Source organism: Qipengyuania sp., assembly GCF_965277845.1.
GTDB lineage: Bacteria > Pseudomonadota > Alphaproteobacteria > Sphingomonadales > Sphingomonadaceae > Qipengyuania.
This window is the reverse complement of sequence record NZ_OZ255844.1, coordinates 2267150-2281845: the sequence shown is the minus strand read 5'-3', so window position 1 is coordinate 2281845 and position 14696 is coordinate 2267150. Positions and strand designations below refer to the sequence as shown.

Sequence of the window (14696 nt, the reverse complement as noted above, 5' to 3'; positions counted from 1 at the left end):
ACCCGTGTCGGAGCGACGGCAACCCTCTCCTTGATGATCGCCAGCTGCGCGACGCTTGGCGGCAACGTCAAGGGCGACTTTTCCTGCCGCGCGCCGGAGGGAAGCTGCGCGCCAACCTCGATGATCGACGATGCCGCCACCCGCGCTTCACAGGCAGAACGGTCCGGTCATGCCTCTGCGCGAGCTCACGGGGTCGGTGATCGCGAATTGCGGATCGTCGTTGCGGGCTACCGCGACGAGGCGGGCCGCATCCACGAGGCCCGGGTCGTTCATGTCGTGCTGCCCGATCGCGCTGCCGAGCGCTGGCGCGCGCCGCGTTCGACCGGCGACGTTCTGCGCGCACTGGCGCGCCCGGCTGAAGCGGAAGGCCCGCCGCCCGCCGCCGCAGAAGCACGTCCATTCCAGCATTCCAATCCCTCCCCCCAGCAGCCTCCCGATGTCCTGGTCATCCCCTCACAGGATCTGACGGAGCTGCCCGGTGCCAAAGCGCCGGACCCCGGGGCACCTGGTCGTTCCCCCTCCCCCGGCCAGGTGCCCCACCCTGTTCTGCCCGAAGGAGAGCCCAAGTGAACCTCTCGCTATCCTCTGCGCGCGACGCGCTCCTCGCTGGCCTGTTCGGCGATGCGAAGAAAGCCGACCATGCGCAGCCGCGTTTCGCGCTCGACATGCTGTCGGACTGGCTTCCGTACCGCATCTATGACGAGGGCCCGGGGCTCTACCGGAACGCGCACTCGAAGGGCTTCATTCTCGAAGTCACCCCGCTCATCGGCGCCGATGAGCGCACCGGTGAAATCCTCGGGCAGTTCTTCTCCGAGAGCCTGCCGCAAGGCGCCTGTTTGCAGGTGCTGAACTTCGCGTCTCCGCGCATCGGCGCCATCGTCGGCCCCTGGTTCGCGCCGCGCTACGAGCAGGGCGGGATCTACGAAGCGATCGCGAAGGCCCGCACCAACCGGCTCTACGATCTCGTCTGGAAGTCGGGCTCGGCACACGCGCCGTTTCATGCGCGCCATGTGCGTCTCGTGCTGTCGCTGGGCGTTCCGGTGCCCGGAAACGTGACCGATGCAGAACTCACCGAATGCCGCGACGGGATGGCGGGGATGCTGAACTCGCTCGGCCTTGCATCGAACAGGCTCGAGCCCGCAGGCCTGCTCGCACTGGTCGACGAACTCACCTCGCCGACGACAGCGCGCGAACCCGATCTCACCCACTGGAACCGCGAGGACACGCTCGACGCGCAGGCCATCCGCCGCGATATCGAACTCGAGGTCGAGGACGACCGGCTTATCTTGCGCACCGAGCGCTTCCGCGAGACCGGGCGCTCGCGAGATGGCGTGCCTCAGGTAGGTGAATGCTATCCCGACCGCTTCGATGTGCGCCATTACGGCGTGCGCTCTACCCCTGAGCGCTGGGCACCGTGGGAATGCGCGCGGCTCATCGGCGACATGTTTACTGACAAGCTGCGCTTTCCCTGTCCCGCCGCGACAATGCTGTGCCTGCACTATCCCGACCAGGAGGCCGCCTCGGCGCGCGCCGGCTACAAGTTCATGCGCACCACCAGCCTTTCGGAAACGAAGAGCGCGCGCTTCCTCCCTAGGCTTGGCGAGCAATCGGCCGAATGGAGACACGTCCAGGCCGAACTCCAGGCGGGCAAGAAGCTCGTCAAGCTGTTCTATGGTCTCACCACGATCTCGCCGCTCGGCGAAGGCGATGCGCATGAGCGCACGGTCAAGGCGATCTACAAGGCGGCCGGATGGGACCTTGCCGACGAGCGCTTCCTCCAGCTCCAGGGCCTCGTCGCCTCGTTCCCGTTGAGCCTCGCCGATGGTCTGGTCCACGACCTTGCGCGGCTCAAACGCTTCCGGACCATGCTCTCGACCACCGCGGCCAATATCGCCCCCCTGCAGGGCGAGTATCTCGGCGGGACGATCCCGCACCTGCTGCTCCTCGGACGGCGCGGCCAGCCCTTCTTCTGGTCGCCCTTCGAGAACGCGGCGGGCAACCACAACATCGCGATCTGCGGAAAGTCGGGCTCGGGCAAGTCGGTGCTGCTGCAGGAGCTGTGCGCCGCGCTGCGCGGCGCGGGCGCCAAGGTCGTGGTGATCGACGACGGACGCAGTTTTGAGCATTCGGTCAAGTTACAGGGCGGCCGCTTCGTCGAGTTCACGCTCGCCTCGGGATTCTCGCTCAACCCCTTCTCGATGGTCGACGATGCGCGCGCGCATGAAGACGAGGATTACCGGCTCGACTGCTTCGCCATGATCAAGGCCATCGTTGGCCAGATGGCGCGGCCAAGCGCCGCGCCTTCGGACACGGAGCGCGGGCTGATCGACCGCGCGGTGACGCAGGTGTGGGAAGCGCTCGGCAGCGGCGGGGCGATCGACGACGTCGCGCATGCGCTCCATCAGAGCGAGAACGAGGCGGGCAAGGATCTCGCCACAGCGATCGCGCCCTTCTGCCGCGGTGGCAGCTATGCCGGGTTCTTCTCGGGGAAAGCGAGTTTCGCGCTCGAAGACGATTTCACCGTCTTCGAGATGAGCGACCTCGCGTCCCGCGAGGAGCTTCGAAGCGTTGTCCTCTCGGCAATCATGTTCATGACCGGTCAGGCGATGACGCGCTCGTCGCGCTCGACCAAGAAGCTGCTGCTGATCGACGAGGCCTGGGCGATGCTCAAGGGCGGTTCGATGGGCGAGTTCGTCGAGACCTATGCCCGCACCGCGCGCAAATATGGCGGCGCGCTTGCGACCGCGACCCAGTCCTTGAACGACTACTACAAGTCCGATGGTGCGCGCGCCGCGCTCGAAAACAGCGACTGGATGCTGGTGCTCCAACAGAAGCCCGAGACCATCGCCGATTTCCGCAAGGAGGCCCGGCTCGACATGGACGACCGGACCGAGACGCTGATCCGCAGCCTCAAGCGCTCGGGCACCGAGTACAGCGAGATCTACCTCAAAGGTCCCGAGATGGAAGCCGTTGGACGCCTGGTGCTCGACCCACTCTCGGCAACCATCTTCTCCTCCGATCCTGACACCTATGCCGCGATCCGCCGCCATGTCGAAAACGGCATGCCGCTCGAGCGCGCGGTCGCGCTGGTCGCAGGTGTGGAAGGAGGCGCATGATGGTGCTCGAGACCACCACGCTCATAGATCGCGTGCCGCTTCCGTCAGTCAGACAAGCCCGCGACAAGCACCGTGTGATCGACTGGCTGGCGCTGTCCCAGGGCACCTGCCTGGTGCTGATCGAAACGGCAAGCTTCGCGGCGAGCACGCTGCTGCTGGTCCTCGGCCTGCCGCTGTTCGTGTTCCTTCTCATCGCTGGATGGGACCTGACGGCGCTGTTCGCGCAGATCGGCAATCTTGCCGACCATTACCGCACCGCTGAACCGGTCGCGCGCCGCTTCTTTGCCCAGGACCTCCAGATCGCATTCCTCATCGCAGCCGGCGGCCTCGCCCTGCTGCGATTGCCGGCTTTCCTGCGCCGCCTCGATCGCCGCCTCGCCGAAGGATCTCCCCGCCATGGATAGACTGAACCTCCCACTTAGCCAGCTGGGCCCGAAACTCCTCGCCGTAGCCTTGCTCGTTGCCGCGCTCCTGTGGGGTGCGTGGATTACGCAGCAGGTCACCAGCTCGCCAGAGCAGCGGATCGTCACGGTCCGGCTCGCCGAGACCATCGGGACATTCGTCGAGGAAGCCGCGCGCGCCGATGCCGATCCGGCGGTCGTCCAGGCGGCTAGCCTTGCCTACCTCAAGGCCGCCGAAAGCGCCGTTGCCGACATGGGCCATGACGGCCGCGTGGTGCTGATTGCCGAGGCCGTGCTCGCGGGCGCTGCCGAAGACGCAACCTCCGAACTCGAGCAGCGCATCGCGGACAAGCTCGCAGGGGAGATCCAGCCATGAGCCTGCCCCGCTCGATCCGCCGTTCGCTGCTGCTCTCGGGGCTGGTCCTGCTGCCGCTCGCCTGGGCGCCGCTCGATGCCTTCAGCAAGGACCACGCTTTCCTCATCAATGCGAGCCCGAGCCTGCCAAACTGGGCGTTCTGGCTCGACAAGCGCGCGCCGATCGAACGCGGCAGCCTGATCTTCTTTGAGCCGCCGCAAAGCGAACTCGTCGAAAGGCATTTCGGAAAGGAACCGCAGATGTTCGGCAAGCACGTGCTTGGCATGCCGGGCGATGTCGTGCGCCACGAGGGCGATGCGGTCTTCATCGACGGAAAGCAGGTCGCGAGCCTGCTCGAGGTCACCCGCCTTGGCGCGCCGCTCACGCGCGGTCCCGAAGGCGCAATACCGGAAGGTTGCTACTACACCGGAACCGACCATCCACGCGGGCTAGACAGCCGCTACGGGGAAATCGGCTTCGTCTGCCGCGGGCAGATCCTCGGCAGCGGGAGGGCAATCCTGTGATGCGCTCTTTCCTTCCGATTGGCGCGCTTCTCCTCGCCATGCTCCCTGCCAGCCTGCAGGCACGAGACTACGGCCAGCGCGGCGCGGTCTTCCCTGTGATCGAGCGCGACCTGCTCGAACAGATTCATACGCGCCTCGCGCAGATGGAAAAGTCGGGCGAGACCGCGCGGCTCAACGAGGAACTCAAGCGTCGCACGATCGCACGCGTCAACCGACCCGATCCGGTTGCCGGCCTCATTCGCGCAAGCGCAAGCCGCAGCTGGGCGTTCGATCCGACAATCGCGCTTGCTGCCGATATCCGGGGCGCAAAAGGCGAGCTGATCCATGCCGCCGGAACCCGGGTCAATCCGCTCGACAGCGTCAAGCTGCGCTCCGACCTCCTGTTTCTCGACGGCGACGACCCTGCGCAGATCGCCTGGGCGCTGAGGCAGGACGCCAATGCCAAGCTGATCCTCGTGAAAGGCGCACCGCTCGAGCTGATGAAGGCCCGTCAACGCCGCTTCTATTTCGACCAGGGCGGCAAGCTGACGCAAAAATTCGGTATCAAGGCTGTTCCCGCGCGGGTGCGCCAGAACGGGCGCTTCCTCGAAGTCAGCGAGATTGCGCTGCCGCGCCGGAAGGCACAGCCATGACCGGAATCCGCGCCTTCCTCGTGCTTTTCACGGCGATGCTGTCGCTGGTCTTCGCATCACCCGCTTCGGCCGATGCCGGTCCGGGCAAGTGCACCGGGCAATTCGTCAATCCGATCACCGACATCTGCTGGTCGTGCCTGTTCCCGATCTCGATCGGCGGGCTCGAAATCTGGCCGAGCAATCGTCCCGATCCGGACAACCCCGATTTCCCGCTGTGCCTGTGCGGTCTTCGGCCCGGCATCGCGATGGGGTTCTGGGAGCCGGTCCGGCTCGCCGATGTCAGCATGAAGCCTTGGTGCTTCGTGAACCTCGGCGGCATGAAGCTCGATCCCGGCTTTGATGTCGGCTTCCGCTCGATCTCGGGTCCTTCGGCCGTGGGCGGCGCCAGCCAGTATTATTCGAGCTGGCACGTCCACTGGTATGCCTATCCGCTGATCTACTGGATGGAGATCGTCGCCGATTTTCTGTGCCTCGAGCCGGGTTCGATCGACATCCTCTACATCTCCGAGATCGATCCGCTGTGGCAGGACAGCGAGCTCACCGCGATCATCAATCCCGAGGCCGTGCTGTTTGCCAACCCGCTGGCGCTTGCCGCGTGCGCGGCGGATTGTGCTGCAGCGACCGCGAACCTGCCGCTCGACGAGATGTTCTGGTGCGCGGGCTGCCAAGGGTCGATGTACCCGATGAACGGCAACGTCTCGGCCTCGATCGGACACGTCCAGGCCTCGCGGCTCGTGCTCTCGCGTTTCGCCTACAAGCTCCACCGCGAACTCGTCTCGTGGGGCACGATGGGCTCCAAAGGTCTTTGCGGAAAATATCTGATGCCGGTGATGCGCAAACAGCAATACCGCTTCCAGGCCACCAACCCCAACCCGGCAACCAAGGGCCGCTTCGCCTGCCCGCCCATCGGTGCCTCCACCACCTTCCAGTCCCCCGGACAGGTCATCCCCGCCATTGGCGAAGACATGGGATACCTCGTCTGGCGCAAGAGGAATTGCTGCGCATTATGAGAAACGCCTTCCCCCTGCTCGTCACTATCAGCCTTGCGACCGCCGCCGCCTTTGCTGCCGCGTCTGCGCAGGAGAGTTCGCCCGAACTTGATCTTGCCGAGATCCGCGCGCGTGCAAATGAACATGCCGCCGATGCCGAAGCGCTCGCCACGTCGGTGAGGACAAAAGCCGATGCGTTGGCAGAAGACGCGCGCGTAGCTCAGCAAACGGCCCACGCGAACCGCGCTGCCTATGCAGAAACGGCAGAGGCGACTCCCGACACCGGCCCGCTCGATCTCGATGGCATGATCCGCGCCCAAGCCGATGCGGAAGTGGCAGCGATGGGCGAGACGCCCCGGTTCATTGCCTTTGCCTCGCTGGGAATGCCCGAGCCCTCATTGAAGGCACTCGTTCGCGATGTCTCGAGGGCCGGCGGCGTCACCGTCCTGCGCGGATTTCCGCAAGGCGACAGCGCGCGCTTCAAGAAACGCATCGCGGCGATCTGGAGCGGCGGCCAAGACGCCGGCGCGCTCGGTATAGACCCGCGCCTGTTCCGCACCTTCGATATCAAGGTTGCTCCGAGCTTCGTCATGATCGCAAGCGATTTTGCCCCCTGCGACGGGTTCGATTGCAGCGATATCCTCCCGCCGCACGACCGCATCGCAGGCAACATCAGCGTTGCCGAAGTGCTCGACACCTTCGCTTCGGGAGGCGGTCCGGGCGCACAGCTCGCACGGCTCCATCTCCGCCGCCTCGAAGGAGAGCGGCCATGAAGTTCACACAATCGCTTCGCCTGGGACTGCTCGCCGTTCTCGCCGTCGCCGCGCCCCTCTCCGCGCAGGAACAGGATGCGCGGGCCGACGGAAAGGCCTTCGGCGAAAGCCTGCGCAGCGAAGCACAAGAAGCCGCCAACTCGCAGCCCGACGCAGCCACGCTCCCCAATTATGATCGCAATGCCGTGCGTGACCTCGAAACGCTCGCCGATGATCCCGAGCGGATCGAGAGCAATGCGGCCGCCGCTGCTACCGGACACCAGGGCTATCGGGCGATGCGCGACAGCGTGGCCAATCGCGCGCGCTTCGATCCAAGTGAGATCGAGGACGTTATTGCGCGCAGCCTCGCCATCAACGATACCCCGCTCGACTACACCAGCGGCATGGCAATCTCGGGTGGCCAGGGTAATTGCGTGCCGCTGCCGACCGGGTCCGGATCGGCTGGGACCTACACCGCTACCTGCAACTCTGGCACGCGGATCGACCAGTCGGTGGGTCAGTGCGCGGTGCCGCTCGTTGCCAGCGTGACCCGGCGCCAGCAATGGCACTATCTCTGCAATGAGACGAGCACAGTCTATGGATATCCCTGGTGCTCGGCATTCGATGGGGGGTCGTGCCGGATCACCGGGTATCGGCCCGGACCCTGCCTCCAGTGGCGGGAGGACCAGTTCTATAGATACTGCACCGAACCTGGCGATCCCATCGCTGAAATCACATGCGACACTCCGGATGCGCGCTACACGCCCTATGCGGTGACCACGGACAACTCGATCGATACCTTTTCCGACGAGAGCCAGTGCATCGGATTTGCCGATAATGGCGATTGCACACTCGACAATGAGATCTGCACCGATGCCGATCCGCAGACCCGCGTGATCGACGGTGTCTCGGTTACGCGGCCCTGCTGGGAATGGCAGCGCAGCTACACCTGCACATCGCGCGAGGCGGCGAGCGACTGTTCGGATATCGAAAGCCAGGGCACCTGCCGGTTCATCGGCGAGGAATGCCTCACCGACGAGATGCCCTGCGAGACCTGGGAGCGCATCTACGAATGTCCCCTGCCCGGTACGGACATCTCCACCCAGTATGTCTGCGACGGCGATGTCTATTGCATTGATGGCAGCTGCGAGACGATCGAGCGCACCGCCAATGATGAGTTCAAGGATGCGGCGGTCGCATTGCACGCCATGGACGAGGCGCGCGGCCAGTTCGATCCGAACACGCTGACGCTGTTCCGCGGCACGCGCAACACCTGCTCGTCCAAGGTCTTCGGCGTCCTCAACTGCTGCAAGGGCAAGGGCTTCCCGCTCATCCCCGGAATCAGCCTGCTGGTCGCACTCGGCTGCAGCCGCGAGGAAGTGCTGCTCCACGAACGCGATGCGCAGGGACTGTGCGCCTATGTCGGGACCTATTGTTCGGACAAGTTCCTTGGCGTCTGCCTGACGAAGAAGAAGGTCTATTGCTGTTTCGAGAGCAAGCTGTCGCGGATCCTGCAGGAACAGGGCCGTAAGCAGCTCCCCAAGCCATGGGACAAGCCCAAAGAAGAACAATGTGAGGGGTTCACTCTCGACGAGTTTGCCCGGCTCGACCTCAGCCGGATGGATTTCAGCGAGGTCTATGCCGAGTTCACAGATGCCGCACGGCTGCCCGACGAACTCGAGACCAGCATCCTCATCCAGCAGAAAATCGAAGATTATTACGCAAGGGGCGGCCAATGACCCATCTGCATCACCTCACGGCGCTCGCGCTCGGCATCGCTGCCCTGCCCGCCACTCTGGCCCAGGCGCAGGAGCGGCGGGACACAAGATCGACCACCTCGGCAGACGCGCTCTACTGCGAAGAGCGCAGGCTCGGCTACTGGTTCTACTGCGTGAAGCCCGCTCCCATTGAAGAGCCAAAACAGCCTGAAGCCGAGCAGGTCGCGGCCAGCCAAGAACTCGACGCGATCACCTCCGAGCTTCGCGAACTCAAGGCGCGCGCGATCCTCTATCCGACCGAGGCCAATGTCGCGGCCTATATCCGCTTCCAGCGCGCGCAGCTCGACCGCGCCTCGCTGTTCTCCGATGTCTGGCAGCGGGCGATCTGGCAGGACCCGGACCTCGACTACACGCTTGAACGCCCCGTCGGAGCGGTCGCCAAGAAGCAGTGGCAGGATGCCCGCAGCGCGGAGCGCGATCACGTCATGGCAACGCTCTCGCAGCGCTACGGCCTTTTCTATTTCTTCAGTTCGACCTGCGGACCGTGCGAAGTGATGAGCCCGATCGTGAAGGGCGTCGCCGACCGATGGCGGATCACCGTGCGCGCGATCTCCACCGATGGCGGTTCATCCCGGCATTTTCCCGACTATCGGGTCGAGACGAACCAGCGCGGCAAGCTTGGTCTCGAAGGCAAAGCCACCCCCGCTCTGGTGCTGTGGGACAGCGTGACCAAACGCCCGATTCCGATCGGCTACGGCGTGCTCTCGGCCGACGAGCTGCAGGACCGCATCTACCTTCTCACCTCCAAGGAAGCCGGACATGATTACTAGCATCCGCAATGCGGCATTGACCCTCGCCACCGCCAGCATGGTTGCCTCACCGGTCGCCGCGAATGTTGGCGACAGCATGGACCGCTTCATAGACGACATGGGGGCGGCGGCGAATGTCACCGGCCCGACCGCCTTCGAAGGCCAGTCGGCAGGCTATTACAGCCTCGGCAATGTCTGGACGCGCTTCCCTCAGAAGACGACCAACATCGCCAATCTCCAGCTGCCGCGCGCAAGGGCGGGCTGCGGGGGCATCGATATCTTTGCCGGGTCCTTTTCGTTCATCAACGCGAGCGAGATGGTCGCGCTCCTGAAGGCCGTTGCCAACAACGCGGTCGGCTTCGCGTTCAGCCTGGCGATCGATACCGTCTGTCCCGAGTGCAACAAGATCATGCAGGAATTTAGCCAGAAAGCGCAGCTCATGAACAATCTCTCGATCAATTCCTGCGAGATGGCGCAGGGGCTGGTCGGCGGCCTGTGGCCCAAGGGCGATCTCGCCGACAAGGCGATCTGCGAGGCGATCGGCAATTCCGAAGGTATCTTCACCGACTATGCGGCCGCCAAGCACGGCTGCGGCTCGCGAGGACAGCGCGCCTCGACCAACGAGGGAGCCGGTAGCGACTATGCCGACATAAATCCCGGCGTGCCGCGCAACTACACCTGGCACGTCCTGAAAAAGAGCGCCTTCTTCAATCCTGGCGGCACCTTCGACCGCGAACTCGCCGAGTACGCCATGACGCTGATTGGCACGGTCATCTACGTGCCACCCAAGGATGATGAACCCGGCAAATTCGTGCCGTTCGCGGGCGACGCGTCCTCGACGCTCGTAAGCGCGCTCCTAGACGGGACGCAGGGGCAGACCGTGCGCGTTTTCCGCTGCGACGAGACCGATCTCTGCCTCAGTCCCACCTTCGAGCAGATGAGCCTATCGAATGCAAAGGCCATCCGCCCGCGGGTCGCGCTCCTGATCGGGAACATGGTCGATGCGATCCGGGCCGACACCGCGATCGGCAATGCCGAAAAGGAACTGCTGCAGGTGGCCTCTATCCCCTTATACAAGATCCTTACCGTCCAGGCTGCCTATGGGCGCGGAATGCCGACCGACGATCGCGACACGCTCGCCGAGATCGCCAGCATCGACCTGCTCTATGCCATCCTCGACCGGATCGTGTCCGAAGCCGGGCGTTCGATGGCAAGCTTCATCGCCGCCGATGAAGCCAAGCTTGCGATCTGGCGCGGCCAGGTCGCCGAAGTGCGTTCTGGCCTGGTCCAGAGGCAGGCTACCGGACAGGCCAAGGTCTCGGCGATCATGCAGATCATCGAGAAGACCGCGATGATCGAGAACGCCCTCGCCGCTTCGATGTCGCCCTCGATGTCCGCAGCGCTCGACTGGTCGCGCGGGCTCCAGTCGCGCTCCATTATCCCCTGAGGCCGCTACATGGTCGAGATCTTCACAACCGGCGGCGGCGAATACATCGTCAATGTCTTGAACGCCGTCGCCTCGTGGACCGGGGCCGGTGGCTACAAGAGCCTGATCCAGGTGGCGCTGGTCATGGGGATGGCGCTTGCGGTCATTGTCGTCGCGTTCAATCAGGACTGGCGCGCCTGGCTCAACTGGTTCCTCGGCGCGACACTCATTTACATGTGCCTGATGGTGCCGCGCATGGATGTGCAGGTCACCGACCGTGTCAATCCGAGCCTCGCTCCGGCGACAGTCGCCAATGTCCCGCTCGGTCTTGCCCTGATGGCAAGCTTCACCAGCCAGGCGGGCGACTACCTCACCCGTTCCGCAGAGCTCGTCTTCGGCCTTCCCGACGATCTCAACTATTCGAAGAACGGCATGATTTACGGCGCGCGCCTGCTCGAAGCGACACGCTCGCTGCGCATTGCCGATCCCGAGTTTGCCGCCAATTTCGACGAGCACGTGCGCCAATGCGTGTTCTACGACCTGCTTCTCGGACGCTACTCGATGAAGGAATTGTCCGAGAGCAATGACATCTGGGCGACCATCGCGCCCGGGAGCGCGGCGCGCGCGCAGAAGTTCCTGACCCGCCAGGCCGATGACAGCGTCACGGCATCGATCGTCACTTGCCGAGAGGCTTACACAACGCTTTCGAACCAATGGGCGGGTATGATCGACGACATGACGCTTGTTGCTGGCCGCCAGCTCTATCCCAAGCAGACCGAAGCGCTAGCCAAGGCCAAGTTGATCGCCGACCTGCCGGTGGCCTACCAATATCTCACCGGCATCTCGAAGGACGCGAGCAGCATCTTTCGCCAGGTCCTGACCATCAATGCCATGAACCAGGCGATGCACGGCTTTGCCGGAGCAAGCGGCGCATCGAGCGTAGATGTGTTTGCGCAGACCCGCGCCGATATCCAGACCGAGCGAACCTATTCCTCGATCGCGCACAACGCGATGAAATGGGTGCCGATCCTCAATGTGGTGCTGACCGTCGTGTTCTACGCGCTCTTCCCGGTGCTTTTCCCGTTATTCCTCATGCCAAGGACCGGCCCGATCGCGCTGAGAGGCTATGTCACGGGGTTCTTCTACCTTGCGGCATGGGGACCGCTCTTCGTCATCCTCCACATGATCCTGATGCTCAAAGGCGCAGGCGACGTAGCGGCAGCTGGCGGCACGAGCGGGCTTACGCTGGCGACCTTCTCGGGGATGACCGACGTCAACAACGATATTGGTATTCTTGCCGGCTATCTCGTCGCCTCGATCCCGTTTCTTGCGGGCGGCGTTGCTCGCGGCGCGATGGCGATCTCGGGTCAGGCCACAAGTTACCTCAATCCGAGCCAGAATGCGGCCGAGGAAGCCGCACGCGAGGCAAGTACGGGCAATGTCTCGCTCGGCAACACCAATCTCGACAATTCGAGCGTGTTTTCGCGGCAATTCGCTCAAGGCAGTCTCGCGCCAAACATCGCGTATGGCGCTGCACAGACGAGAGGAATCGGCGAGAGCGGAACACAGACAACCGGATTCCCGCAGGCAGAATTCGCGACCGTGCCGACCTCAAGCTATCCCTTCACCCCGACGCTCGGGCAGGACTTTTCGAGCAGGCTGTCAACCATGGCGAGCGAGAGCCGTGGCCAGAGCGAGACCTTCTCCAACCTCGCCCAGCAGTCGACGAGTTCGGCGGTCACCCGGTTCAGCGAATTGCGCGATGCCTACACAAGCTCGCGTTCGAACGAGAGTGTCAGCGGCACTTCGACCAGCGACAGCATCGGGAGCGCCTTCAGCGAGGTCGACAACGCCTCGAAGACTCTCCAGCAGCAATTCGGGCTATCGCGCCGCGCGGCAGATGACATCACTGTCTCGTGGTTCTTGAATGGCGAAGGGTCGCTCGGTCTCAAGGGCGAGAGGGGCGCTGGCTATGCTGGGGTTGGGGTCAAGGGCGGACGGAACAAGAGTTGGACCGACAGCGATATCGGGATCGCCTCCGAAGACCGCTCGCGGATCATGGGCGCGCTGCGCCAGATCTCGGACAGCCGTAGCTGGTCGAACACGCGCGAAGGGTTCCTGCGCGAAACAAGCTCGAGTTCCGAGGCTCTGGTCTCGAGCAGTTCTGCTGGCATCACAACCTCGATCACAGAGGCGCAGAGCTACACGCGCGAAGCGCGCCGCGCCGAAGAGATCGCCAGCCGTCTGGATAACCAGGCGAGCTGGTACGAGAGCGCCAATGCCGCGGGCAGTCTCAACCTCAGCCAGGCATATCGCGAATGGGGTATGGCGGAGATCGATGCCAACCGCGATTACTATGGCCAGGTCCGCTTCGACGATATCGATTTCCAGATGAGCGCGCGCGGCCAGCAACTCCAGGCGCGGTTCGTCGAGAGCTACGCCGATCAGCTCAATGAGGATATTGCTAGCGAACTCGTACCTCCTGGCAGCGCGCCTGTCGTGCGCCCCTCGGTGAGTAGCGCAAGCGGCGTCCGCAGCTCGGTCAATCTTGGGGGAGTGCCCGGTTCGCTCGCAGAACCTTCGAGCGGTCGAGAGGACATCGCGCGCGATGTCGAACGGGTACAGCAACAGGGTGAGCGACGGGTTGGAAGCGTGAAGGGCTATCTCGACCGGAAGACGCGCGATGCTAAGGGCGCGTCCGCTGAAGCGGCCGACGATGTAAAAAAATGGTAGGGCGCGTCAAAAAACTAGATCGTCCACCAGCACGAAGGCTACGAATGCCAGCAACCCGGCGATTACCAAGATAAGTTTCAGTCGCCCCCACGGGTCAGCCCAGGTCTTCTTCCACGTGTAGGATGTGACACGGTTCTCGGCGATCGCGCGATCGATCTCGCGCAAACCTTCCCAATCCTTGTTGCCCTTGGGTGGTGTGTTTTCGGGTCTGCCCATCGCTTCTTCTCCTTCGCGAGAATGGGAGCCCCCTCTTCTCCACTCTTTCAGCTGATTGTTTGCTTGAAAGTAGCTCAAAACTATCGGGAAAGCGAGCTTGCAAGGCTTGGCCGTGTTCACGGAAAGTGAAAGAACACGCGATACTGAAGAGCAGGTCATGAGTACGAACGAACCATCAGAACCAAACCTATTCGACTTCCGCGACGAACTTGTCCGGCAGCAGCGGGACAAGCGGCGCAAAGTCTTGCTCCTCGCTCTGGGCGGATTGTTCGCCGGGGTTCTCGGGGGCGTGATCGGGATCAATTGGCCCTTTGGGTCCGCCAGCGCCGAGGCGCGAACGACGCATACCTTTGGCGTATGCGGGATGGTGAGGAAAACCTGCGTTGTCGATGGCGACACGATCTGGCTCGAGGGCGTGAAGATCCGCGTGGCAGCCATCGACACGCCGGAAATCTCGCAACCCAGGTGCGACTACGAATACGATCTCGGTATCAAGGCTCGAGAGCGGTTGGTTACCTTGCTCAACCAAGGCGAATTCTCCGCGGTTCCGATCGGCAATCGGGACGAAGACCAGTACGGTCGCAAGCTGCGGGTGCTGATGCGTGACGGACGCTCTCTGGGTGATCAGCTGGTTGCCGAAGGTCTTGCCCGAACCTGGACCGGGCGCCGGGAGCCATGGTGCTGATGCGTGTTTGGCCGGATAGAGACGAACCGCTGGCGAGCGGCGAGAGCGATTGGAAGCTGAAGCTTGAAGCCTGGCTTCTGGGCATTCCGATCATCCTTGGTATCGCAGCAGCTACCTGGTCGCTGTTTTGACACTCACGCCGGACCAAGAAATTTGGGGAATGGCGCTCTGGGTCGAGAAGCATCACGGCGATGGTGGCCGCGATTTCATCGATGCGAAGATCGAGCAGTTGACCCGTTCGAACGAGCCGGACGGCGTGAAACTTTGGCAGCCAGTTGCGCGTCGTTTGGAGCAGTTGAACGATCGTACTCCTCGTTCCTGATTACGCCGTTCCCCGCCG

16 protein-coding genes are annotated in these 14696 nt (G+C 63.5%); 15 read left to right on the top strand and 1 reads right to left on the bottom strand.

Annotation, left to right across the window (positions count from 1 at the left end):
- Positions 1-33 precede the first annotated feature (33 nt).
- Genes ACQY4G_RS11200 through ACQY4G_RS11145 form a run of 12 tightly spaced genes read left to right on the top strand, consistent with a single transcriptional unit; the run spans position 34 to position 13455 of the window.
- Complete coding sequence (locus ACQY4G_RS11200; RefSeq protein ID WP_011413828.1) at positions 34-570, top strand: hypothetical protein; 537 nt, start codon at positions 34-36, stop codon at positions 568-570.
- The gene (gene traC, locus ACQY4G_RS11195; protein ID WP_011413827.1) at positions 567-3116 is read left to right on the top strand and encodes a type IV secretion system protein TraC; all 2550 of its coding nucleotides are present in this window, start codon (positions 567-569) and stop codon (positions 3114-3116) included. Before ACQY4G_RS11200 ends, traC begins: the two co-directional genes overlap by 4 nt.
- Entirely contained in the window at positions 3113-3520 is a 408-nt protein-coding gene (locus ACQY4G_RS11190) for a hypothetical protein (protein ID WP_011413826.1), read from the top strand. Before traC ends, ACQY4G_RS11190 begins: the two co-directional genes overlap by 4 nt.
- Positions 3513-3893 (top strand): TrbI F-type domain-containing protein, encoded by a 381-nt coding sequence (locus tag ACQY4G_RS11185; protein ID WP_421990992.1) that lies wholly within the window; start codon positions 3513-3515, stop codon positions 3891-3893. The genes ACQY4G_RS11190 and ACQY4G_RS11185 overlap by 8 nt, the downstream gene beginning before the upstream one ends.
- Complete coding sequence (locus ACQY4G_RS11180; protein WP_421990990.1) at positions 3890-4396, top strand: S26 family signal peptidase; 507 nt, start codon at positions 3890-3892, stop codon at positions 4394-4396. Before ACQY4G_RS11185 ends, ACQY4G_RS11180 begins: the two co-directional genes overlap by 4 nt.
- Positions 4396-5028, top strand: a complete 633-nt coding sequence (gene traW, locus ACQY4G_RS11175) for a type-F conjugative transfer system protein TraW (protein ID WP_011413824.1) — start codon at positions 4396-4398, stop codon at positions 5026-5028. Before ACQY4G_RS11180 ends, traW begins: the two co-directional genes overlap by 1 nt.
- Positions 5025-6038, top strand: a complete 1014-nt coding sequence (traU, locus tag ACQY4G_RS11170; protein WP_421990988.1) for a conjugal transfer pilus assembly protein TraU — start codon at positions 5025-5027, stop codon at positions 6036-6038. The genes traW and traU overlap by 4 nt, the downstream gene beginning before the upstream one ends.
- Positions 6035-6790: a type-F conjugative transfer system pilin assembly protein TrbC gene (gene trbC / locus ACQY4G_RS11165; protein WP_421990986.1), complete on the top strand. Its 756-nt coding sequence runs from the start codon at positions 6035-6037 to the stop codon at positions 6788-6790. Before traU ends, trbC begins: the two co-directional genes overlap by 4 nt.
- Complete coding sequence (locus tag ACQY4G_RS11160; protein WP_421990984.1) at positions 6787-8508, top strand: conjugal transfer protein TraN; 1722 nt, start codon at positions 6787-6789, stop codon at positions 8506-8508. Before trbC ends, ACQY4G_RS11160 begins: the two co-directional genes overlap by 4 nt.
- Complete coding sequence (locus ACQY4G_RS11155) at positions 8505-9317, top strand: conjugal transfer protein TraF (RefSeq protein ID WP_421990982.1); 813 nt, start codon at positions 8505-8507, stop codon at positions 9315-9317. Before ACQY4G_RS11160 ends, ACQY4G_RS11155 begins: the two co-directional genes overlap by 4 nt.
- A complete protein-coding gene (locus ACQY4G_RS11150; RefSeq protein WP_421990980.1) occupies positions 9307-10743 on the top strand; it encodes a conjugal transfer protein TraH in 1437 nt (478 codons plus the stop codon). Before ACQY4G_RS11155 ends, ACQY4G_RS11150 begins: the two co-directional genes overlap by 11 nt.
- A gap of 9 nt (positions 10744-10752) precedes the next feature.
- Positions 10753-13455 carry a conjugal transfer protein TraG N-terminal domain-containing protein gene (locus ACQY4G_RS11145; protein WP_421990978.1) on the top strand — a complete coding sequence of 901 codons (2703 nt, stop codon included), beginning with the start codon at positions 10753-10755 and terminating at the stop codon, positions 13453-13455.
- 6 nt (positions 13456-13461) lie between these two features.
- Here the strand turns inward: ACQY4G_RS11145 and ACQY4G_RS11140 are convergent, their stop codons facing one another.
- Positions 13462-13671, bottom strand: a complete 210-nt coding sequence (locus ACQY4G_RS11140; RefSeq protein WP_421990976.1) for a hypothetical protein — start codon at positions 13669-13671, stop codon at positions 13462-13464.
- Positions 13672-13828: 157 nt separating this feature from the next.
- Between ACQY4G_RS11140 and ACQY4G_RS11135 the strand changes: the two genes are divergently transcribed.
- The 3 genes from ACQY4G_RS11135 to ACQY4G_RS11125 are packed head-to-tail and all read left to right on the top strand — an operon-like array spanning position 13829 to position 14678.
- Entirely contained in the window at positions 13829-14356 is a 528-nt protein-coding gene (locus ACQY4G_RS11135) for a thermonuclease family protein (protein ID WP_421990974.1), read from the top strand.
- Positions 14347-14487, top strand: a complete 141-nt coding sequence (locus ACQY4G_RS11130) for a hypothetical protein (RefSeq protein WP_421990972.1) — start codon at positions 14347-14349, stop codon at positions 14485-14487. Before ACQY4G_RS11135 ends, ACQY4G_RS11130 begins: the two co-directional genes overlap by 10 nt.
- 29 nt (positions 14488-14516) lie before the next feature.
- Positions 14517-14678, top strand: a complete 162-nt coding sequence (locus ACQY4G_RS11125; RefSeq protein ID WP_421990970.1) for a DUF6961 family protein — start codon at positions 14517-14519, stop codon at positions 14676-14678.
- Positions 14679-14696 lie beyond the last annotated feature (18 nt).

What these genes read in the sequence shown, in the direction of transcription:
- ACQY4G_RS11200 (WP_011413828.1), top strand. Translation starts at nt 34, where the DNA reads ATGATCGCCAGCTGCGCGACGCTTGGCGGCAACGTCAAGGGCGACTTT.
- ACQY4G_RS11190 (WP_011413826.1), top strand. Translation starts at nt 3,113, where the DNA reads ATGATGGTGCTCGAGACCACCACGCTCATAGATCGCGTGCCGCTTCCG.
- ACQY4G_RS11185 (WP_421990992.1), top strand. Translation starts at nt 3,513, where the DNA reads ATGGATAGACTGAACCTCCCACTTAGCCAGCTGGGCCCGAAACTCCTC.
- ACQY4G_RS11180 (WP_421990990.1), top strand. Translation starts at nt 3,890, where the DNA reads ATGAGCCTGCCCCGCTCGATCCGCCGTTCGCTGCTGCTCTCGGGGCTG.
- traW (WP_011413824.1), top strand. Translation starts at nt 4,396, where the DNA reads ATGCGCTCTTTCCTTCCGATTGGCGCGCTTCTCCTCGCCATGCTCCCT.
- traU (WP_421990988.1), top strand. Translation starts at nt 5,025, where the DNA reads ATGACCGGAATCCGCGCCTTCCTCGTGCTTTTCACGGCGATGCTGTCG.
- trbC (WP_421990986.1), top strand. Translation starts at nt 6,035, where the DNA reads ATGAGAAACGCCTTCCCCCTGCTCGTCACTATCAGCCTTGCGACCGCC.
- ACQY4G_RS11160 (WP_421990984.1), top strand. Translation starts at nt 6,787, where the DNA reads ATGAAGTTCACACAATCGCTTCGCCTGGGACTGCTCGCCGTTCTCGCC.
- ACQY4G_RS11155 (WP_421990982.1), top strand. Translation starts at nt 8,505, where the DNA reads ATGACCCATCTGCATCACCTCACGGCGCTCGCGCTCGGCATCGCTGCC.
- ACQY4G_RS11150 (WP_421990980.1), top strand. Translation starts at nt 9,307, where the DNA reads ATGATTACTAGCATCCGCAATGCGGCATTGACCCTCGCCACCGCCAGC.
- ACQY4G_RS11145 (WP_421990978.1), top strand. Translation starts at nt 10,753, where the DNA reads ATGGTCGAGATCTTCACAACCGGCGGCGGCGAATACATCGTCAATGTC.
- ACQY4G_RS11140 (WP_421990976.1), bottom strand. Translation starts at nt 13,671, where the DNA reads ATGGGCAGACCCGAAAACACACCACCCAAGGGCAACAAGGATTGGGAA.
- ACQY4G_RS11135 (WP_421990974.1), top strand. Translation starts at nt 13,829, where the DNA reads ATGAGTACGAACGAACCATCAGAACCAAACCTATTCGACTTCCGCGAC.
- ACQY4G_RS11130 (WP_421990972.1), top strand. Translation starts at nt 14,347, where the DNA reads ATGGTGCTGATGCGTGTTTGGCCGGATAGAGACGAACCGCTGGCGAGC.
- ACQY4G_RS11125 (WP_421990970.1), top strand. Translation starts at nt 14,517, where the DNA reads ATGGCGCTCTGGGTCGAGAAGCATCACGGCGATGGTGGCCGCGATTTC.